The 18,408-nt window shown below is 53.9% G+C and carries 20 protein-coding genes; 14 read left to right on the forward strand and 6 right to left on the reverse strand.

The window, feature by feature from the left end; all coding sequences use genetic code 11:
* Positions 1-31 precede the first annotated feature (31 nt).
* Complete coding sequence (gene eamA / locus ACOTX5_RS10490) at positions 32-931, forward strand: O-acetylserine/cysteine exporter (RefSeq protein ID WP_045911727.1); 900 nt, start codon at positions 32-34, stop codon at positions 929-931.
* Between the two features lie 38 nt (positions 932-969).
* Here eamA and marB read toward each other — a convergent pair whose 3' ends face one another.
* Genes marB through marR form a run of 3 tightly spaced genes read right to left on the reverse strand, consistent with a single transcriptional unit; the run spans position 970 to position 2,053 of the window.
* A complete protein-coding gene (marB, locus tag ACOTX5_RS10495) occupies positions 970-1,185 on the reverse strand; it encodes a multiple antibiotic resistance protein MarB (RefSeq protein WP_015570538.1) in 216 nt (71 codons plus the stop codon).
* Between the two features lie 32 nt (positions 1,186-1,217).
* Positions 1,218-1,598, reverse strand: coding sequence for an MDR efflux pump AcrAB transcriptional activator MarA (marA, locus tag ACOTX5_RS10500; RefSeq protein WP_001303241.1), 381 nt, complete (start codon positions 1,596-1,598; stop codon positions 1,218-1,220).
* Between the two features lie 20 nt (positions 1,599-1,618).
* Positions 1,619-2,053 (reverse strand): multiple antibiotic resistance transcriptional regulator MarR, encoded by a 435-nt coding sequence (gene marR, locus ACOTX5_RS10505; RefSeq protein WP_017383983.1) that lies wholly within the window; start codon positions 2,051-2,053, stop codon positions 1,619-1,621.
* Positions 2,054-2,308: 255 nt separating this feature from the next.
* Between marR and ACOTX5_RS10510 the strand changes: the two genes are divergently transcribed.
* Positions 2,309-2,974, forward strand: a complete 666-nt coding sequence (locus ACOTX5_RS10510) for a MarC family NAAT transporter (protein WP_017693435.1) — start codon at positions 2,309-2,311, stop codon at positions 2,972-2,974.
* A gap of 237 nt (positions 2,975-3,211) precedes the next feature.
* Here ACOTX5_RS10510 and ACOTX5_RS10515 read toward each other — a convergent pair whose 3' ends face one another.
* Positions 3,212-4,408: a sugar transporter gene (locus ACOTX5_RS10515; RefSeq protein ID WP_023296611.1), complete on the reverse strand. Its 1,197-nt coding sequence runs from the start codon at positions 4,406-4,408 to the stop codon at positions 3,212-3,214.
* A gap of 176 nt (positions 4,409-4,584) precedes the next feature.
* Between ACOTX5_RS10515 and ACOTX5_RS10520 the strand changes: the two genes are divergently transcribed.
* Complete coding sequence (locus ACOTX5_RS10520; RefSeq protein ID WP_017693433.1) at positions 4,585-5,373, forward strand: PhzF family phenazine biosynthesis protein; 789 nt, start codon at positions 4,585-4,587, stop codon at positions 5,371-5,373.
* A gap of 22 nt (positions 5,374-5,395) precedes the next feature.
* Positions 5,396-6,208, forward strand: coding sequence for a PhzF family phenazine biosynthesis protein (locus ACOTX5_RS10525; RefSeq protein ID WP_032619672.1), 813 nt, complete (start codon positions 5,396-5,398; stop codon positions 6,206-6,208).
* On the opposite strand, the gene ptrR is transcribed toward ACOTX5_RS10525, so the two are convergent.
* A complete protein-coding gene (ptrR, locus tag ACOTX5_RS10530; RefSeq protein WP_017382364.1) occupies positions 6,205-7,083 on the reverse strand; it encodes a putrescine utilization regulator PtrR in 879 nt (292 codons plus the stop codon). The two genes, ACOTX5_RS10525 and ptrR, sit on opposite strands and share 4 nt — an antisense overlap.
* 99 nt (positions 7,084-7,182) lie before the next feature.
* Here ptrR and sad point away from each other — a divergent pair, with 99 nt between their 5' ends.
* The 8 genes from sad to ACOTX5_RS10570 all read left to right on the forward strand — a co-directional run bounded on the left by sad (position 7,183) and on the right by ACOTX5_RS10570 (position 15,952).
* Positions 7,183-8,565: a succinate-semialdehyde dehydrogenase gene (gene sad, locus ACOTX5_RS10535; protein WP_045911728.1), complete on the forward strand. Its 1,383-nt coding sequence runs from the start codon at positions 7,183-7,185 to the stop codon at positions 8,563-8,565.
* Between the two features lie 127 nt (positions 8,566-8,692).
* Positions 8,693-10,282: a methyl-accepting chemotaxis protein gene (locus tag ACOTX5_RS10540; RefSeq protein WP_045911729.1), complete on the forward strand. Its 1,590-nt coding sequence runs from the start codon at positions 8,693-8,695 to the stop codon at positions 10,280-10,282.
* A gap of 62 nt (positions 10,283-10,344) precedes the next feature.
* Positions 10,345-11,271 carry a glutaminase B gene (gene glsB, locus ACOTX5_RS10545; protein WP_003857165.1) on the forward strand — a complete coding sequence of 309 codons (927 nt, stop codon included), beginning with the start codon at positions 10,345-10,347 and terminating at the stop codon, positions 11,269-11,271.
* A complete protein-coding gene (locus ACOTX5_RS10550) occupies positions 11,271-11,633 on the forward strand; it encodes a DUF4186 domain-containing protein (RefSeq protein WP_003857163.1) in 363 nt (120 codons plus the stop codon). Before glsB ends, ACOTX5_RS10550 begins: the two co-directional genes overlap by 1 nt.
* 58 nt (positions 11,634-11,691) lie before the next feature.
* A complete protein-coding gene (locus tag ACOTX5_RS10555; protein WP_023296617.1) occupies positions 11,692-12,657 on the forward strand; it encodes a sensor domain-containing diguanylate cyclase in 966 nt (321 codons plus the stop codon).
* Between the two features lie 82 nt (positions 12,658-12,739).
* Positions 12,740-13,267 carry a GNAT family N-acetyltransferase gene (locus ACOTX5_RS10560; protein ID WP_023296618.1) on the forward strand — a complete coding sequence of 176 codons (528 nt, stop codon included), beginning with the start codon at positions 12,740-12,742 and terminating at the stop codon, positions 13,265-13,267.
* 117 nt (positions 13,268-13,384) lie between these two features.
* Positions 13,385-14,836 (forward strand): tagaturonate reductase, encoded by a 1,452-nt coding sequence (locus tag ACOTX5_RS10565; protein WP_047727095.1) that lies wholly within the window; start codon positions 13,385-13,387, stop codon positions 14,834-14,836.
* Positions 14,837-15,037: 201 nt separating this feature from the next.
* Positions 15,038-15,952 carry a bestrophin family protein gene (locus tag ACOTX5_RS10570; protein WP_003857155.1) on the forward strand — a complete coding sequence of 305 codons (915 nt, stop codon included), beginning with the start codon at positions 15,038-15,040 and terminating at the stop codon, positions 15,950-15,952.
* Here ACOTX5_RS10570 and ACOTX5_RS10575 read toward each other — a convergent pair.
* Entirely contained in the window at positions 15,940-16,488 is a 549-nt protein-coding gene (locus ACOTX5_RS10575) for a GNAT family N-acetyltransferase (RefSeq protein ID WP_023303733.1), read from the reverse strand. The two genes, ACOTX5_RS10570 and ACOTX5_RS10575, sit on opposite strands and share 13 nt — an antisense overlap.
* Before the next feature lie 444 nt (positions 16,489-16,932).
* Here ACOTX5_RS10575 and ACOTX5_RS10580 point away from each other — a divergent pair, with 444 nt between their 5' ends.
* Both ACOTX5_RS10580 and ACOTX5_RS10585 read left to right on the forward strand, forming a co-directional pair.
* Positions 16,933-17,265 carry a hypothetical protein gene (locus tag ACOTX5_RS10580; RefSeq protein ID WP_071524110.1) on the forward strand — a complete coding sequence of 111 codons (333 nt, stop codon included), beginning with the start codon at positions 16,933-16,935 and terminating at the stop codon, positions 17,263-17,265.
* A gap of 497 nt (positions 17,266-17,762) precedes the next feature.
* The gene (locus ACOTX5_RS10585; RefSeq protein ID WP_032103015.1) at positions 17,763-18,407 is read left to right on the forward strand and encodes a CPBP family intramembrane glutamic endopeptidase; all 645 of its coding nucleotides are present in this window, start codon (positions 17,763-17,765) and stop codon (positions 18,405-18,407) included.
* Position 18,408 lies beyond the last annotated feature (1 nt).

An 18,408-nucleotide genomic window follows, 5' to 3' on the forward strand; every position in this document is an offset into this window, starting at 1 on the left:
TTACAAAATTTTAATAATTCAGGGGCGGAAAATGACGCGGAAAGACGGGCTGTTAGCGTTGCTGGTTGTCGTGGTGTGGGGACTCAATTTTGTGGGCATCAAAATGGGGTTGCACAACATGCCTCCACTGATGCTGGCGGGGCTGCGCTTCCTGCTGGTGGCCTTCCCGGCGCTGCTGTTCGTTGCCCGCCCGAAAATTCCCCTTAAGCTGCTGCTGGGCTACGGCCTTACCATCAGCTTTGGTCAGTTTGCGTTTCTTTTTTGCGCCATCAAATTCGGTATGCCTGCGGGCCTGGCTTCGCTGGTGCTTCAGGTGCAGGCGTTCTTTACCATCATTCTCGGCGCATTTGTCTTCGGCGAACGCTTGCAGGGCAAGCAGCTGGCGGGCATTAGCCTTGCGGTCTTTGGCGTGCTGGTGCTGATTGAAGGCAGCCTCAACGGTCAGCATGTCGCGCTGCTAGGCTTTATGCTCACCCTGGCGGCGGGGCTGAGCTGGGCGTGCGGCAATATCTTTAACAAACTGATAATGCAGCACGAGACGCGTCCGCCGGTCTTATCGCTGGTGGTCTGGAGCGCATTGATCCCAATCGTGCCGTTTATGGCCGCGTCGTTTATTCTGGATGGTCCGCAGGCGATGTTGAAAAGCCTGGTGGAGATCGACCTGACGACCATTTTGTCGCTGATCTACCTGGCGTTAGTCGCCTCAATCATTGGCTATGGTATCTGGGGATCGCTGCTCGGACGCTATGAAACCTGGCGTGTGGCGCCGTTATCGCTGCTGGTACCGGTGGTCGGGCTTGCCAGCGCCGCACTGTTGCTGGATGAAACGCTCAGCGTGCTGCAACTGTGTGGCGCAGGGCTGATTATGGCCGGGCTGTATATCAACGTCTTTGGCTTGCGGGTGCGTCGGGCAACGCAGGTGCGGGGTTAAGGCAGAAAAAAGCCCCGCATTAGCGGGGCAAAAACGAATTACAGGTCGTGGTTGTAATACGGCACGCCTAATTCGTCGGATTTGTCGCTGCCAGCGCCCATGTGATTGAAGTCCCAGGGCGACTGGTTTTGCGTGGACGGCATAATCATGGTGTCACGATTATTTTGCTGCCCCGCATTGGGGGTTTGCTCCGCGAAGCTCTGGCCGGAAACCAGCACCAGCAAGGTGAGGGCGGCGGAGGCGATAAATTTCATGATTTCCTCGGTTACGTCTTAACAGGCGATGATTAACTGCAATGTTTTAGCGGATACAGATAACGGGATTCACCCGGCATACTGGTAATACGGTACTTATGAGGCGGCACGTCAAAGTAGTTCTTGAACGTACGCGTCAGGGTCTGTTGCGATTCAAATCCGTAGCGTTCCGCCAGATAGAGGATCGGCTCATTGCTTTCTTTCAGTTTTTGGGCAATCTCCGTCAGCTTGCGGCTGCGAATATATTGTCCTAATGAATGGCCGGTCTCTTTTTTAAACATCCGTTGCAGGTGCCATTTTGAGTAACCTGAACGCTCAGACACTTTCTCAAGAGAGAGTGGAGATTCCAGGTTATCTTCGATCCAGTCCAAAATGCTATGAATGGTGATAGCGTCAGTATTGCGTCTGGACATCGTCATACCTCTTTTTCTGTTTACGGCAGGATTTTCTTGAGTAAGAGCTCAAGCGTTGCCACTTCATCTGCCGATAAGTTTTTTGTCAGTTCCTGGTGCAGTGTTTGTCCTACTAATTGATGACATTGCTCACACATGGCCGCGCCATCGCTGGTCAGTTTCACCAGTACGCCACGTTTGTCATTCGGGTTAGGGCTTCGTTCTATCCATCCTTTACAGACGAGACGATCCAGCATGCGGGTTAACGCACCCAGATCGACAGAGAGCACCTTTTTCAGCTCAACCGGCGTGATACACACTTCGCAGCGAATGGAACACAGCACTTTGAACTGTGTTGCGGTGATATCCAGCGGTGACAGATAGTCATTGAGCAGGCGATCTTTTTTCTGGTTAACCATATGAATAAGACGACCCAGTGGAATTATGTCGTTAAAGAGGTCACTGGTGCTTTTCACAATGGTTGCCCTGGCAAGTAGTTTAGTCACGGCAGATATTATTGCTCAGGCAAGTATAAGTCAACTGAATGAATCGGCCGATGCCACGAAATGCTAAAACGCTTCAGGAACTTATTCTGTACGCTTTTAAATCATACAGATAATCTGGGGTTATGAATTACGCGAGACAATTATGGTTACGCTGTCGGATGGCTCCGGACGAGGATTTGCCCCTATAATTGCGATGTTGAATAAGGATAAGGACTGCGGTGCATTATGTTGGATTTGATTAAAGCAGTGGGGCTTGGACTGGTGGTGTTGCTGCCGCTGGCGAACCCGTTAACGACGGTGGCGCTTTTTCTGGGGCTGGCGGGGAACATGAACAGCGCAGAGCGCAATCAGCAGTCGATGATGGCCTCTGTCTATGTCTTTGCCATAATGATGGTGGCTTATTACGCCGGGCAACTGGTGATGAATACCTTTGGTATTTCGATTCCCGGTCTGCGTATTGCTGGCGGGCTGATTGTGGCCTTTATTGGTTTCCGGATGCTGTTCCCGGCGCATAAAGCGCACGAATCCCCGGAAGCCAAAAGCAAATCGGAGGAGCTTGAAAGCGAACCGAGCGCCAACATCGCGTTTGTGCCGTTAGCCATGCCGAGCACGGCGGGGCCGGGGACGATTGCGATGATCATCAGTTCCGCCTCAACGGTGCGTGATGGGACGACATTCCCGCACTGGGTTATCACCGTTGCGCCGCCGATCATTTTTGCGCTTATCGCTATTATCGTCTGGGGGTCATTGCGCAGCTCCGGGGCGATTATGCGCTGGGTGGGTAAGGGGGGGATTGAAGCTATCTCCCGACTGATGGGTTTTCTGCTGGTCTGTATGGGCGTGCAGTTTATTATTAACGGCGTGCTGGAGATTGTTAAGACGTATCATTGAGAACGTTGCCGGGTGGCGGCTTCGCCTTACCCGGCCTACTCGCAATGGATATAATTCTTATGAATATAAAGCGATGCGTCTTCTGCAACCACTCCTCTGGCAACGAGAATCGGTATCTATGATTGTCAGACCAAAATGACAGATGAAAGATTCCGTTATCTTGGCGGTGATGAAGAACACGGATATTAATGCTTCGTAGGCCGGGTAAGGCGAAGCCGCCACCCGGCATAACAAACGTCAACCGTGGCTGGACTGTTCTTCCATCGCGACCGGCCATTTACGGAAGATAAGCACCGACCAGATCAGCGCGATCAGCGCCGGAATCGCCCCGAGATAACCAATGGCCGACATCGATACATGCAGGCTGATCTGATTTCCCACCAGCGCACCGGCGCCAATCCCCAGATTAAAAATCCCGGAGAAGAGCGACATCGCTACGTCCGTGGCGTCCGGGGCCAGCGCCAGCACTTTGACCTGCATTCCCAGACCAATAATCATGATTGCCACGCCCCAGAACAGACTGAGGATCGCCAGATGACTCTCGCTGCCTGCCGCAGGCATCAGTAACAGCAGGCATGCCAGCAGCAGACCAATCGCACTGCTTACCAGCGCAGACGCGTGCTTATTGCCCAGCTTCCCGAACAGGATGCTGCCGATAATCCCCGCGCCGCCCAGGATCAGCAGCAGAACGGTGGCAAAGTTAGCGCTAAAGCCCGCCACAACCTGAACAAATGGCTCAATATAGCTGTAGGCCGTGTAATGGGCGGTCACCACAATCACGGTCAGCAGATAGATGCTCATCAGCGCCGGTCGACGCATCAGCAGCGGCAGACTTTTCAGCGAGCCGGAGTGTTCGCTGGGCAGTTTTGGCAGCAGTTTGATCAGACACACCAGGGTGATCAGCGCCCCCATGCCGATGGCAAAGAAGGTGGTGCGCCAGCCGAAGTATTGCCCCACAATGCGCCCGATCGGCAGGCCTAACACCATCGCCAGCGCCGTTCCGGTGGCAATCAGGCTCAGCGCCTGGGCGCGTTTTCCCGCCGGAGCCAGACGAATGGCGAGGGACGCGGTGATCGACCAGAAAACGGCATGGGCAAACGCGATGCCGACGCGGCTGATGACCAGCACGGTAAAGTTCCATGCCATAAATGACAGCACATGGCTGGCAATGAACACCACAAACAGCCCAATCAGCAGCTTACGACGTTCCATCTGGCTGGTCAGCAGCATAAACGGCAGCGACATCAGCGCCACCACCCATGCATAGATGGTCAGCATAATGCCAACCTGTGCCGTTTCCATATGGAAGCTGGCGGCGATGTCGGACAACAGCCCAACCGGAACAAATTCCGTGGTGTTGAAAATAAACGCGGCGATGGCGAGCGTGACCACGCGTAGCCACGCGACTCTGCGGGAAACCGTGTGTGTTGTCATAGGGATATCTGGGATTCGTTGCCTGAAAGATGAGGAGACGATCTTAAAGCCTTAAACGGCGAAAACTCAACCGTTATGTGATGTGAATCACAAAATTTACCTTCATGCAGCGGTAGCGAACGGGGTTGTTTTCATCGAAGATAAAGAACAACACAACAAAAACAGGCGGTAACACGATGCAGGAGATTGATTTTTATCTGGTAGATGCGTTCAGCGCGTCCTCCTTTGGCGGCAACCCGGCGGTGGTGTGCCCGCTCGACGCATGGCTACCGGATGAGACGTTACTGCGAATGGCACAACAGCATAACCAGTCAGAAACCGCGTTTTTTGTGTGTACCAAAGGGGGGATCGAGTTGCGCTGGTTCACCACGCTCACCGAGGTTAATCTCTGTGGTCACGCGACGCTTGCCGCGGCGTATGTACTTTTTCACGAACTGGATTATCCGGACTCACGCCTTCATTTTGACACCGCCTCTGGTCGCCTGACCGTCAGTCGTGAAGGTGACTGGATGACGCTGGACTTCCCGGCCTGCCCGACGCAGGCACAGACGCCGCCACCGGAGATGCTCACCGCACTCGGTATCAGCCACTACGTCGAGGCGCGAAAAGGCCGCGCCTGGGTGCTGGTACTGGAAAGCCGCGAGCAGGTTGAAGCCCTTAATCCGGATTTCTCCGCCATGACGCCGGGCGAGCATAAAGTAGCCGTCACTGCCCGGGACGAGGGGGAATACGACTTTGTCAGCCGTTTCTTCTCGCCAGGCGTGGCCGTGCCGGAAGATCCTGTCACCGGCTCCGCGCACACCATGCTGATCCCGTACTGGAGTGAACGGCTTGGCAAAACACAGATGTTTGCCCGCCAGGTTTCTGCCCGTGGTGGCGACGTACGCTGCGAACTCAAGGGCGACCGCGTGCGGATGGGCGGGCAGGCGGCACTGTATCTGAAGGGCACAGTATTTCTGCGCTGAACAAATCTAAGAGGAACCAACGATGCAGGAAATTGATTTTTATCTGGTAGATGCCTTCAGCGACAGGGCGTTCGGCGGCAATGCGGCGGCGGTGTGTCCGCTGGAAGCGTGGCTGCCGGATGAGACGCTGCTGAAGATGGCGAAGCAGCATAATCAGTCAGAGACGGCGTTCTTTGTCCGAACGGATAACGGGTTTGAACTGCGCTGGTTTACCACGCAGGATGAAATTAACCTCTGCGGCCACGCAACCCTCGCGGCTTCTCACGTTATTTTCGAATACCTGGATTATCCGCATACGGAAATCACCTTCACCACGCGCTTTGTCGGCGATCTGACGGTACAACGCAGCGGCGACTGGCTGACGCTTAATTTCCCGGCGTGGTCAACCGAGGTTGTCGATACTCCACCCGCAGTGCTGTTCAGCGCGCTGGGCATTAACGCAGCAGACGAGGTGCGTGTGGGGCGTGACTACATGGTGGTGCTCGACAGCCAGCGGCAGGTGGAAGCGCTGACGCCGGATATTGCGGCCATGCTCCCGCTCGGGAAAATGGTCTGCGTTACGGCGCCGGGGGATGAGTATGATTTCGTCAGCCGCTTCTTCTGCCCGGGGGAAGGGGTGCCGGAAGATCCGGTGACGGGATCAGCTCACAGCATGCTGATCCCGTACTGGAGCGAAAAGCTTGGTAAAACGCAGATGTCGGCCCGCCAGGTCTCCTTGCGCGGCGGGGATCTGCGCTGCGAGCTGAAAGGCGACCGCGTGCTGATTGGCGGGCAGGCCACGCTGTATATGAAGGGAAAAATTTTCCTTCGACTCCAGGACTACGTTCATCATTAACAACTGGGCGCTGGTGGCTGACGCTCGTTCAGCAGCGCGATAAACGCCTCAAGCTGGCGGGTCATCGCCCCGCGTCGCCACACCAGCCAGGTGGTGAGCCAGCGCCAGTTTTCCGCCAGCGGCCACGCCGCCACCTGATGATGGCCCGGCATGCTCTCCAGCATGGAGCGGGGCATCAGCGCAATGCCTGCCCCGGCAATCACGCAGGCGAGCATCCCGTGATAGGACTCCATCTCATGGATCCTTCCCGGCGTGACGCGGTCGGCATGGAACCAGCTCTCCAGATGACGCCGGTAAGAACAGTTGGCGCGAAAGGCATACACGTCGCTGCCGCTCACCTGCGTGGCTTTTGATACTTCCGCGTGACCCGCAGGGGTGACCAGCATCATCTCTTCCCGGTAAACCGGCATCCCTTCCAGTTCCGGGTGCGAGAGCGGCCCGTCGACAAAGGCGGCGCTGAGCGTCCCCTCAAGCACGCCGTCAATCATCGTACCGGAAGGCCCGGTGGATAACGCAAACTGAATGCGCGGATAGCGCTGGTTAAACCGCGCCAGACTTTCCGGAATGCGCACGGCGGCGGTACTTTCCAGCGCGCCGAGCGAGAATAATCCCTGCGGTTCATCCCCGGCGACGACCATTCGCGCTTCGTCAACCAGCGCCAGGATCTGCTTGCTGTAGCGCAAAAAATTGTGCCCGGCGGGGGAAAGCCGCAGGCGCTGATTCTCGCGAATAAACAGTTCCACGCCGAGATCCGCTTCTAGCTGTCGGATGCGGGTGGTGAGGTTTGACGGCACCCGGTGTACCTTCTGCGCCGCCTGGGTAATGCTGCCGGTCAGTGCGACGGCGTTAAACATCTCAAGCTGAGTTAAGTCCATACCATTCTCGATTCGTGAATAAGGTGGTGAGTATTATTCATTTTTAAGAAATAGCAGAGTAGGCCACAATCAATCAACTGTTATTACGTGGAGAACATCATGACCTATTCATCTGCTACCCATGCCCACTCTGTCAACCCGGCTACCGGCGAAACGCTGGCTGCTTACCCGTGGGCAACGTCCCATGACGTTGAGCGTGCCATTGCGCAGGCGGATACCGGTTTTCGTCAGTGGCGACGCGAAAGCGTGGCGCACCGGGCGCAAAAACTTCGCGATCTGGGTGCGGCGCTGCGTAGTCGTGCGGAAGAGATGGCGCAGACTATCTCCCGGGAGATGGGCAAGCCCATTATGCAGGCGCGTGCGGAGGTGGCTAAGTCCGCCAGCCTTTGCGACTGGTACGCTGAACACGGCCCGGCGATGCTGCACCCGGAATCTACCCAGGTCGAAAATGCGGTGATTGAGTACCGTCCGCTTGGGCCCGTTCTGGCGGTGATGCCGTGGAACTTCCCGCTCTGGCAGGTGCTGCGCGGTGCGGTGCCGATCCTGCTGGCAGGGAACAGCTATCTGCTTAAACATGCGCCTAATGTGCTCGGCTCGGCGGAGCTGATCGGGAAGGTATTCGCGGATGCCGGTTTCCCGGAGGGGGTCTTTGGCTGGGTGAACGCGACGAATGACGGCGTCAGCCAGGCGATTAACGATCGTCGTATCGCGGCGGTGACCGTAACCGGCAGCGTTCGGGCTGGTGCGGCAATTGGCGCGCAGGCGGGCGCGGCGCTGAAGAAATGCGTGCTGGAGTTGGGCGGTTCCGATCCGTTTATCGTTCTGAACGATGCCGATCTGGATCTGGCCGTCAACGCGGCGGTGGCCGGACGTTATCAGAATACCGGGCAGGTTTGTGCGGCGGCAAAACGCTTTATTGTGGAAGCGGGCGTGGCGGACGCCTTTACCCAACGCTTTGTTGACGCGGTCAAGGCGCTGAAGATGGGCGCACCGGATGAGGAAGATAACTATATTGGCCCGATGGCGCGATTTGATCTTCGCGATGAACTGCATCAGCAGGTGCAGGCTACGCTGGCGGAAGGGGCGACCCTGCTGCTGGGCGGAGAGAAGATGTCCGGGACCGGTAACTATTATGCCCCAACCGTACTCGGCGGCGTCACCCCACAGATGACGGCCTTTCGTCAGGAGCTGTTTGGTCCGGTGGCGGCAATTACCATCGCGAACGATGCGGCGCACGCATTGCAGCTGGCTAACGACAGCGATTTTGGCTTATCGGCGACGGTCTTTACCGAGAACGATGCGCTGGCTGTAACCTTTGCGCGCGAGCTGGAGTGCGGCGGGATCTTTATCAACGGCTACAGCGCCAGCGATGCGCGCGTCGCGTTTGGCGGGGTGAAGAAGAGCGGCTTCGGGCGAGAGCTTTCTCATTTCGGCCTGCATGAGTTCTGTAATGTGCAGACGGTGTGGAAGGATCGCGTCTAGTCTTGTTGCCGGGTAAGGCCAGGCCGCTACCCGGCAATTCACGTTTCCTGTCATTTTTGCGTAATGGTTCTGTCATTTTCGTTTCGTAGACTCGCTCGCGTCTAACGTATTGTTACAGAAGAAAATTATGAACCTAACGCAAATTTTTAGTCGTCTTGCGCCGCGCTTTATCCCTCGTCAGTTTGGCCTGTTGACCGGCATCTTTTGTATCATTGGCCTTTTCTCCGCCCTGCAACTCTCTTCCTCCTTCCTGCTGACCGCCTCCCTGAATGAAGCCCAGCGTAATGAACAGCGCAATCAGCTGGCCTGGCAGCAGCAGAGCAGACTGGATCAGGCCCGTATTTCTCTGCTGGCGGCCAGCGATCTGCTCAACCGCTCCGGCGTGTACTTTATGCAGGACAAGGAGACCGGCTCGGAAGGGAGCTGGCATAGCCTGATGGACGAGGCGCAAAAATCCCTGGCGGCGTCACAGCAGGCATGGCAGGCCTGGCTCGCGCTTAACCCGCCGAAAGACGACGGGCTGGTTAACAGCTATCAGCTGTTTTTCGACGCCATCCGGGAGCAGGCGGAGGGGCTGGTGAAAACCAACAGCATTGACCTCTTTTTCGCCGTACCCGCCCAGGCGTTTCAGACCGATTTTAATGACAACTTCGCACGCTATCAGCAACGGAGTGAGAAGCAGGCGATACAGGGGCGTCAGTGGCTCATGGAACAACTCTCAGGTCTGCAACGGCTGTTCCTGTTTGCGCCGCTGGTGCTGCTGGCCATTGCCATAGCCGTCTGGTTCGGAATGGCGAAGTGGGTGATATCCCCGCTACGCCGTCTGATTATCCAGATTAACCAGCTTGCGGCAGGGGATTTGTCAGGCACGCCGCCTGACGTTGTGCGCTTTAACCGTGAAATCAGCCAGCTCAGCGGCAGTATTACCGCCATGCAGCGCGGGCTCCAGCAACTGGTGACCCAGGTCAGCGAGGCCACTACCTCCATGGTTGAAAATATCGGATCGCTTGCGCAGGGGAATCAGAAGCTTTATCAGCAGTCTACGCGACAGGCCAAAGAGCTGGAGGAGGTGACCGCACACATCGCCGATCTCGAAACCCACGTTGAGGGGAACACGGGTTATGCAAAACTCGCCCGCTCGCGCGCGGATGAAGCCCGACAGGCTGCCGCTGGTGGGGAGCAAATGATGTCAGCGGTGAATGGCTCGATGCAGACGATCGTCGACCGATCCTCAGAGATGCGCGGGATCGTCGCGATGATCGACAGCGTGGCGTTTCAGACCAACATTCTCGCCCTCAACGCTGCCATTGAAGCCGCCCATGCAGGAGAGCAGGGGCGCGGATTTGCTGTGGTTGCCCGGGAAGTGGGGCTGTTGGCCAGAAAAAGCAGTCACTCTACGCAAACCATCCAGGCGCTAATTAACCACTCGCTACAGGGCATTGAAGAAGGTTCTCAGGTGGTAAACCGTCTGGAAGAGAATTTGCAACAGGTCACCGGGCTGGTGGCGAATCTGAGCAGCCTGCTGAATGATATTTCGCTGGCTACCCTGAATCAGGGGGACAGCATTCATCAGATGACCCGTCAGCTTCAGGCGCTGAATCAGGTATCGCGTCGGACAGATGTGCTGGTTAGCGAAGCGTCAAATGCCTCTGAGCGCCTGCATCAGCAGTCCGATCTTTTGTTGCAGGCCGTCTCGCGTTTTCGTCTCCCTGCCTGACGTGACGTATAAGCGTCTGTTATACTCGCTGCCCGTTTTAGCCTGAGGGCAAGGAGCAAAGTGTGGCTGCGGTCATCCATAATGAGATGCTGGACGAGATTCTGGCGCAGGTTCGTCCGTTACTGGGGCAGGGTAAGGTTGCCGATTACATTCCCGCGCTGGCTTCGATCAGCGGTAATAAGCTCGGTATCGCCATTTGTACTGTTGACGGTCAGCGTTTTCAGGCGGGAGACGCGCTTGAGCGCTTTTCGATTCAGTCGATCTCAAAAGTGCTTAGCCTCGTTGCCGCCATGCGCCAGTATGACGAGCAGGAGATCTGGCAGCGGGTGGGCAAAGATCCGTCCGGTCAGCCGTTCAACTCCCTTCTCCAGCTGGAAATCGAACAGGGTAAGCCGCGTAACCCGTTTATTAACGCCGGGGCGCTGGTGGTGTGCGATATGCTGCAAAGCCGGCTGAGCGCGCCGCGCCAGCGGATGCTCCAGATTGTGCGGCAGCTTTCCGGCGTGCAGGACATCGCCTACGATCCGGTGGTAGCGCGCTCTGAGTTTGAACACTCTGCACGTAACGCCGCCATCGCCTGGCTGATGAAGTCCTTCGGCAACTTTCATAATGACGTCGCCACGGTGCTGCAAAACTATTTTCATTACTGCGCGCTGAAGATGAACTGCGTCGAACTGGCGCAGACTTTTCTGTTTCTGGCGCATCAGGGCCATGCCCCGCATCTGGGCGAGGACGTTGTCTCCCCGATGCAGGCCCGGCAGATCAACGCCTTAATGGCAACCAGCGGAATGTATCAGAATGCCGGGGAGTTTGCCTGGCGCGTGGGGCTGCCGGCTAAATCCGGCGTTGGCGGTGGGGTCGTGGCGATTGTCCCTCACGAGATGGCGATTGCCGTCTGGAGCCCGGAACTGGACGAGACCGGAAATTCACTGGCGGGCGTGGCGGCGCTGGAACAGCTGACCAAACGCCTTGGACGGTCCGTATACTGATGTCCACGTTAGATCCTCTGTTCGCGCGCCTGGCTCGCTCCACATTCCGTTCACGATTTCATTTAGGGACGAAAGAGCGGCAATACTGCTGGGATAAGGGCGCGGAGACTATCGATAAGCATGCCGCCGATTTTGTCGCCGCGCGGCTGGCGCCTGCACACCCGGTGAATGACGGTAAGCAGACGCCAATGCGCGGCCATCCGGTTTTTATCGCCCAGCATGCCACGGCAACCTGCTGTCGGGGCTGTCTGGCTAAGTGGCACGCTATCCCGCAGGGCGTGCCGCTGAGTGCGCAGCAACAACAGTATATCGTCAACGTAATCCATCATTGGCTGGTCATAGAGGTAAATCGTGCCTCCTGAACTGACAATGTCTCTGTTTAAGCTACGCTTTTACTAATGCTCAGCGTCAGGAGACGTTATGAAGGCACCTCAAATTCCCGTGAATGAAGCGGAGCGCATGAATGCTCTGCGCGAGTCCGGTCTGCTTGAGATCGACAATTACCCCGCGTTTGATCGTCTTACGCGGCTGGCAACACGCTTTTTCAGGGTGCCGCTGGCGATGATTACGCTGGTGGATGACCACGCCGCGATCGTGAAGTCTGCCGACGGCCAGGTACCTGCCACCCAGCCTCGCGATCTCTCGTTTTGTGGTCATACGATCCTGGGTGACGCGCCGCTGGTGGTGAGTGACACGCTGCTGGACGAACGCTTTGCGGATAATCCGCAGGTGGTGGGAGATCCGGGCGTGCGCTTTTACGCCGGTTTCCCGCTGCGTTTACGTGACGGGGCGTGCGTGGGATCGTTATGTCTTATTGATTACGCGCCTCGTGAGTTTACCGCGGCGGATGCCGCCGTACTGGCCGATCTCAGCGCGCTGGCAGAGGATGAATTTGCGGCCGTTAGCGCGGCCACAACCGATGAACTCACGGGGCTGTTTAACCGTCGCGGGTTTAACCAGTTTGCGCAGTTTGCACTGTCGGTTTCGCAGCGTCGGGCAGAACCCTTAACCCTTGGCTGGCTGGATCTGGACCATTTCAAAACCATTAACGATCGCTTCGGACATCAGGAGGGGGACAAAGCTCTGAAAGCGATGGCCGCCCTGATGCGTTCCTCGTTCCGCGAGGCCGATCTGCTGGTACGTTTCGGGGGAGATGAGTTCGCGGTGCTGTTTGCGGATACCGATGAGCCTGGCGCCTGGATCGCCATGCAGTATCTCGTGGAACAAACGGAAAAGTATAACGCGCGTCAGCTGCATCCCTGGTCGTTACAGTTCTCCTGGGGGCTGAGCGAGTTCGATCATCACCGCAACGATATGCAGGCATGGCTAAAACACGCGGATGCGCAAATGTACGCCATGAAGCGGCAACACCACGGCGAGAAATGACATAACGAAATCCTATGTCATCACTTATTGCGTTACAAAAATGTTAATAGCAAAGTGGAGAGATTCAACCTAAGGACGCGCAATGAACTCTCCCATGCTGATTAAACCTCTCTCCCGGCAGGACATCCTCACCCACATCGATGCCCTGAACGATATTCTCGTCAACTGTGTCAACGGAGGCGCCTCCGTCAGCTTTATGCTGCCTTTTTCTGCCGGGAAAGCCCAAACCTTCTGGGTCGGCGTCGCAGACAGCGTCGGGCGCGACGAGCGTACCGTCCTGGGCTGTTTTGATGCGGAGCAGGGGCTGGTTGGCACGGTCCAGCTGATCACCGATCAGCCTGAAAACCAGCCGCACCGTGCAGATGTCGCGAAACTGCTGGTTCATGAGAACGCGCGCCGTAAAGGGGCGGCAATGGCGCTGATGGAAGCCCTGGAGGCGGTTGCACGTGAAAAAGCGCTTACGGTACTGGTGCTTGATACCTCAACCGGCAGCGGCGCGGAGACGTTTTACCAGAGAGCAGGCTGGCAAAAGGCGGGGGAGATCCCACGCTACGCCCTGATGCCGAACGGGGACATGACGGCGACCTCGGTGTTCTATAAATTTCTGTGATTATTTTTCACCATCGCATCCTGAGTTGATCCAGACAGGGGTTATGGTCCTGAAGTTTTGATAAGTTATCACACCAATCTTATCAGGCTGTATGACTAATCATAAAGGACCTCCATTGTGAACACACTCAACCGTCGTGATTTCCCCGGTGCGCGCTATCCTGAACGTATCATCCAGTTTGGCGAAGGTAACTTCCTGCGCGCGTTCGTTGACTGGCAAATCGACCTCTTAAACGAGCATACCGATCTCAATTCAGGTGTGGTGATTGTGCGGCCGATCCAGAGCGATTTTCCCCCGTCGCTGAGCACCCAGGAGGGTCTGTATACCACGATTATTCGTGGTCTGAATGAGCAGGGGGAAGCGGTAAGCGATGCGCGTCTTATTCGTTCCGTGAATCGTGAAATCAGCGTCTACAGCCAGTACGATGAATTCCTGAAGCTCGCCCATAATCCGGACATGCGGTTTGTCTTCTCCAATACCACGGAGGCGGGGATCAGCTATCACGCGGGGGATAAGTTTGACGATGCGCCAGCTGTCAGCTATCCGGCCAAACTGACGCGTCTGCTGTTCGAGCGCTTTACCCACTTTAACGGGGCAGCGGATAAAGGCTGGATTATCATTCCTTGCGAACTCATCGACTACAACGGCGATGCCCTGCGTGAACTGGTGCTGCGCTATGCACAGGAGTGGGCGCTGCCGGCGGCATTCATTACGTGGCTGAATGATGCTAACACCTTCTGCTCGACGCTGGTTGACCGCATTGTTACCGGCTATCCGCGTGATGAGGTGGCAGAGCTGGAAGCCGGTCTGGGCTATCACGACAGCTTCCTCGACACGGCGGAACATTTCTATCTGTTTGTTATTCAGGGCCCGAAATCACTTGCAGCTGAACTGCGCCTGAATAAATACCCGCTCAACGTCCTGATTGTTGACGATATCAAGCCGTATAAAGAGCGTAAGGTGGCGATCCTCAACGGCGCGCACACGGCGCTGGTGCCGGTCGCTTTTCAGGCTGGCCTGGATACGGTAGGGGAAGCCATGAACGACGCGGAAATTTGCGCGTTCGTAGAGAAGGCTATTTATGAGGAGATTATTCCGGTCCTGGATCTGCCGTGCGACGAGCTGCACTCCTTCGCCAGTGCCGTAACGGGGCGTTTCCGTAATCCGTACATTAAGCATCAGCTGCTGTCGATTGCACTGAACGGGATGACCAAGTACCGCACCCGCATTCTGCCGCAACTGCTGGCAGGGCAGAAGGCGACCGGCAAACTGCCAGCACGTCTGACCTTTGCTCTGGCGGCGCTGATTGCATTTTACCGTGCCGAGCGCAACGGTGAGCGCTATCCGGTGCAGGACGATGCGCACTGGCTTGAACGTTACCAGCAGTTGTGGACGCAACATCACGACAAACAGGTCACTACCCGTGAACTGGTATCGTCAGTGTTAAGCGTGAGCGAGCACTGGGAACAGGATCTCACTCTGGTGAACGGACTGGTAGACCAGGTTGTGCTGGATCTGGATGCAATTTTAAGCAAAGGCATGCGCGATGCGGTAAAACCGCTCAGCTAATCATAATGCCCGGCGTTGGCCGGGTTTTTTACAGACTACTTTTAGTTACAACATACTATACGTTCTTTTTTTAAAAAACACATGCAGCACCGTGCGGTTGAGGCTTAACAGGTCAGAAAATGCAATGAACTATTAACATGCTTGCAACCGTGAGGGGGATCACGTTTAATAGCCGCGCTCTTTACTTTTCTGAAGCTGATTATGATTGTTCGTCCTCAACAGCACTGGCTGCAACTGATTTTTGTCTGGCATGGTTCGGTACTTCCCAAAATTTATACCCGACTGCTGCTTAACTTCCTGCTTTCCATCGCCGTGATTGTCATGCTGCCGTGGTACACCTCGCTGGGTATCCGGTTTACCGTCGCGCCGTTCAGCATTCTGGGCGTGGCTATCGCCATCTTCCTGGGATTTCGCAATAACGCCTGTTATTCGCGCTACGTTGAGGCGCGTCTGCTTTGGGGGCAGTTGATGATAGCGGCGCGCTCGCTGTTTCGCGAGGTAAAAAACACCTTGCCGGATGATAAACATCTTGGAGAGTTTGTCCGCCTGCAAATCGCGTTTGCTAACTGTCTGCGTATGACCCTGCGCAGAGAAACCAATGCCGATCAGCTGTCCCGCTATCTGGCTCCTGACGATTTACGCAAAGTGATGGACGCCAACTCGCCGGCGAACCGTATCCTGCTGATCATGGGGGAGTGGCTGGCCGTACGGCGGCGTAGCGGGCACCTTTCAGACATTCTGTTTCACAGCCTCAACAACCGCCTGAATGATATGTCCATCGTGCTGGCTGGCTGTGAGCGTATCGCCAATACGCCAGTCCCGTTTGCCTATACGCTGATCCTGCACCGGACGGTGTATCTGTTCTGCATCATGCTGCCGTTTGCGCTGGTAGTTGATCTGCATTACATGACGCCCTTTGTCTCTGCGCTGATTTCCTACACTTTTATCTCGCTGGATACGCTGGCGGAAGAGCTGGAAGATCCGTTTGGGACGGAAGATAACGATCTGCCGCTGGACGCCATCTGCAACATGATGGAGCGCGATCTGTTGCAGATGAACGATGAAGAGAATATCCCTGAAAGACTGATGCCGGATAAGCATTATCAGCTGACCTGACGGGCATTCCACTCGTCGCGGGTGATTTCCCACAGCTCCGAATCCAGCAGGCCGCTGACATAGGCTTTCTTCTCCGTCCTGATGAGCCGCATGCCGCTGCTGTCTGAAATACGTCGGGAGCGGCTGTTGGCCGCCGCTTTCGGCGCGCGCAACACCGGTTTGTTAAGCGTATTGAACCAGTAATCCGTGGCCGCAATACTCGCCTCGCGCATATATCCCTGGCCCTGAAATTCCGGTGCGAGCCAGAAGCCCCGGTTGTTGTCCTCCACGTCATACAGGCAAATCAACCCCATCAGTTCGTCAGGCGCTTCGCGACGGCGAATCGTCCAGAACCACGCAATCCCTTTGGCCATATCGGGCAGTGCAACGTTGTTGACATAATTTTCTGCACCGTTTTCCGGGTAGGGCCAGGGGACTGAAGCCACCATATAGCGGACAATCTCCCAGCGCGGATAGCGTTGCTGGATCTGGACGGCATCGGCGGCAACAAGGGGTTTAAGTAATAAGCGTTCTGTCGTAAGCGTGGGTATCGTCATCCGGTGATCTCCATATTTGAGCGTTATCATTTGTTTGGGTTCTGATATTTCATCAATATCACATTCCAGTTGGTCGTGCTTTTGTTATTCAGATTTATCCATAAAGGAGTATGTAATGCCAAGAAAAGCCAGGCCCGAAGAAGCCGAAACACTCTGGCACGTCCGTAACGAAGCGATGCGCCATGGCTGTAAAATCTGTTACGACGCAGAAGTGATTGCGCGCTGGACGTCAGAAAAGATGCCTGAACATTACCGTACCTCCAGGTCGATTTCGTGTTATAGGCCTGCCCATGCAGGAGCTGAACTGCTCCCAAATGGAGCTACGGTTTACGAAGTTCAATAGCTTATTTACATTTGCTTACATAAATACACTTTCTTTACATTAAGTAATGTAAGATATTTTTTTAGCACAAAATGCAAAACTAAATTAAATGGAGATGATTTATGTCGAATATAAGAGCATTAAGCCTTAATGAGATAGCATTAGTAAGTGGCGGCAATGGAAGCGGTAATTATGAAGGTGCCGGTAGTCGTAACACCAGCTCTAAACCTGGTAATTCAAAAGGAAACAATGGCTCTATTTACAAGGGCGTTGACTCATGCGGCGCAGGAATCATCGGTGGTCTAATCGCCGGCTCTCCTGGGGGGCCAGTGGGTATGACCGCTGGGGTAATTGGTGGAGCTATAGCTGGCCAGTGCACAAAAGATAGTTTTTCAGATCGTGGTAGTAAAGATAAAAGTAATAATTACAACGGCCCCGGACAATGCCGTTGGTAAGTAATTTGAGTTGTGTGTGATAATAATTTAAAAGCTCATTATAACTGAATGTTATTCTAGGTGTTTCGATATTTAATGATTATTCGAAGTAGTCATGATGAGCTATTATTTTTGATAAAGTTAATGTAATCACAAGTATCGGGTTAAGCATGAAACAATTTTTAAATTTCCTAATTTACTTATTTTTTTTCATTATCGCATTTACCCTTTTGAAATACGCTGAAGTTCTTGAGTTTGACGAAGTATCACGGCCAGGGATTATATCAAGGTTTATTATTGCGTTGATTGTATTAATAGCAGTAACTCGATGGGGCGTTAACTTGATGAATAGGTTTAAAAGTAAATAAAGTACACTCCGATAAAAATTGTTGTGTTGCAGAATGGAATCATTACAAATGTTCACTGAAGTTAAAGTGCATGATATCAAAAAATGATTACGATATCATAGCCATATTTGTTGATTCTTATATAAAATATGAATTAATAATAGGTTGAACATGATAATCTTTAGGCATGTCTATCCATTCATTTATAGTAAGAAAAACGTAATTGTTCTTTTTATTGCGTCTGTTATCTCAATAATAATTACGTTATCGCCATCCATAACCCTCCGCTATCTTACTCTCGATGTGTCATTTTTCTTATTGTTTATTGCGGAATTTTCAATTGCATTTTTCTTGTATATTTTTTACTTAAGGAAGTTGGATGGTTTTAAATTACGCCCAAGTAGAGATTTAGCTTCAATAAAATTTTCTATTGTTGTGTTGTTTGTCATTTTGCTGGTTCAGTATAATGTTTATCTTTACAGGGATAATTTATATCATTATGGACCTTCCCATATTAGTTTTATAGCATTTATAATAGCCACCTTCGTAGTCCCATATTATGAGGAGATTATATACAGGGGCTGTATCTTCGGTGTTTTCCACTCAATTTTTAATAAAAAGTATATTATCCCATGTATATTGACTTCATTGTCTTTTTGTCTGATGCATGGACAGTATTATAACATTTTAGATCAATCCATTCTTTTTTTGGTGTCAATATTGCTATTAATAGTTAGAATAAGAAGCAGAGGGCTTTTTTATCCTATTATAATTCATTCGTGCATGAATGCTTTTGTTTTGTCGTTAAATTTTTGAA

This window comes from Enterobacter cloacae complex sp. IR5441 (assembly GCF_049238215.1).
Taxonomy (GTDB): Bacteria; Pseudomonadota; Gammaproteobacteria; order Enterobacterales; family Enterobacteriaceae; genus Enterobacter; species Enterobacter hormaechei_C.

What these genes read in the sequence shown, in the direction of transcription:
- eamA (WP_045911727.1), top strand. Translation starts at nt 32, where the DNA reads ATGACGCGGAAAGACGGGCTGTTAGCGTTGCTGGTTGTCGTGGTGTGG.
- marB (WP_015570538.1), bottom strand. Translation starts at nt 1,185, where the DNA reads ATGAAATTTATCGCCTCCGCCGCCCTCACCTTGCTGGTGCTGGTTTCC.
- marA (WP_001303241.1), bottom strand. Translation starts at nt 1,598, where the DNA reads ATGTCCAGACGCAATACTGACGCTATCACCATTCATAGCATTTTGGAC.
- ACOTX5_RS10510 (WP_017693435.1), top strand. Translation starts at nt 2,309, where the DNA reads ATGTTGGATTTGATTAAAGCAGTGGGGCTTGGACTGGTGGTGTTGCTG.
- ACOTX5_RS10515 (WP_023296611.1), bottom strand. Translation starts at nt 4,408, where the DNA reads ATGACAACACACACGGTTTCCCGCAGAGTCGCGTGGCTACGCGTGGTC.
- ACOTX5_RS10520 (WP_017693433.1), top strand. Translation starts at nt 4,585, where the DNA reads ATGCAGGAGATTGATTTTTATCTGGTAGATGCGTTCAGCGCGTCCTCC.
- ACOTX5_RS10525 (WP_032619672.1), top strand. Translation starts at nt 5,396, where the DNA reads ATGCAGGAAATTGATTTTTATCTGGTAGATGCCTTCAGCGACAGGGCG.
- ptrR (WP_017382364.1), bottom strand. Translation starts at nt 7,083, where the DNA reads ATGGACTTAACTCAGCTTGAGATGTTTAACGCCGTCGCACTGACCGGC.
- sad (WP_045911728.1), top strand. Translation starts at nt 7,183, where the DNA reads ATGACCTATTCATCTGCTACCCATGCCCACTCTGTCAACCCGGCTACC.
- ACOTX5_RS10540 (WP_045911729.1), top strand. Translation starts at nt 8,693, where the DNA reads ATGAACCTAACGCAAATTTTTAGTCGTCTTGCGCCGCGCTTTATCCCT.
- ACOTX5_RS10550 (WP_003857163.1), top strand. Translation starts at nt 11,271, where the DNA reads ATGTCCACGTTAGATCCTCTGTTCGCGCGCCTGGCTCGCTCCACATTC.
- ACOTX5_RS10555 (WP_023296617.1), top strand. Translation starts at nt 11,692, where the DNA reads ATGAAGGCACCTCAAATTCCCGTGAATGAAGCGGAGCGCATGAATGCT.
- ACOTX5_RS10560 (WP_023296618.1), top strand. Translation starts at nt 12,740, where the DNA reads ATGAACTCTCCCATGCTGATTAAACCTCTCTCCCGGCAGGACATCCTC.
- ACOTX5_RS10570 (WP_003857155.1), top strand. Translation starts at nt 15,038, where the DNA reads ATGATTGTTCGTCCTCAACAGCACTGGCTGCAACTGATTTTTGTCTGG.
- ACOTX5_RS10575 (WP_023303733.1), bottom strand. Translation starts at nt 16,488, where the DNA reads ATGACGATACCCACGCTTACGACAGAACGCTTATTACTTAAACCCCTT.
- ACOTX5_RS10580 (WP_071524110.1), top strand. Translation starts at nt 16,933, where the DNA reads ATGTCGAATATAAGAGCATTAAGCCTTAATGAGATAGCATTAGTAAGT.
- ACOTX5_RS10585 (WP_032103015.1), top strand. Translation starts at nt 17,763, where the DNA reads ATGATAATCTTTAGGCATGTCTATCCATTCATTTATAGTAAGAAAAAC.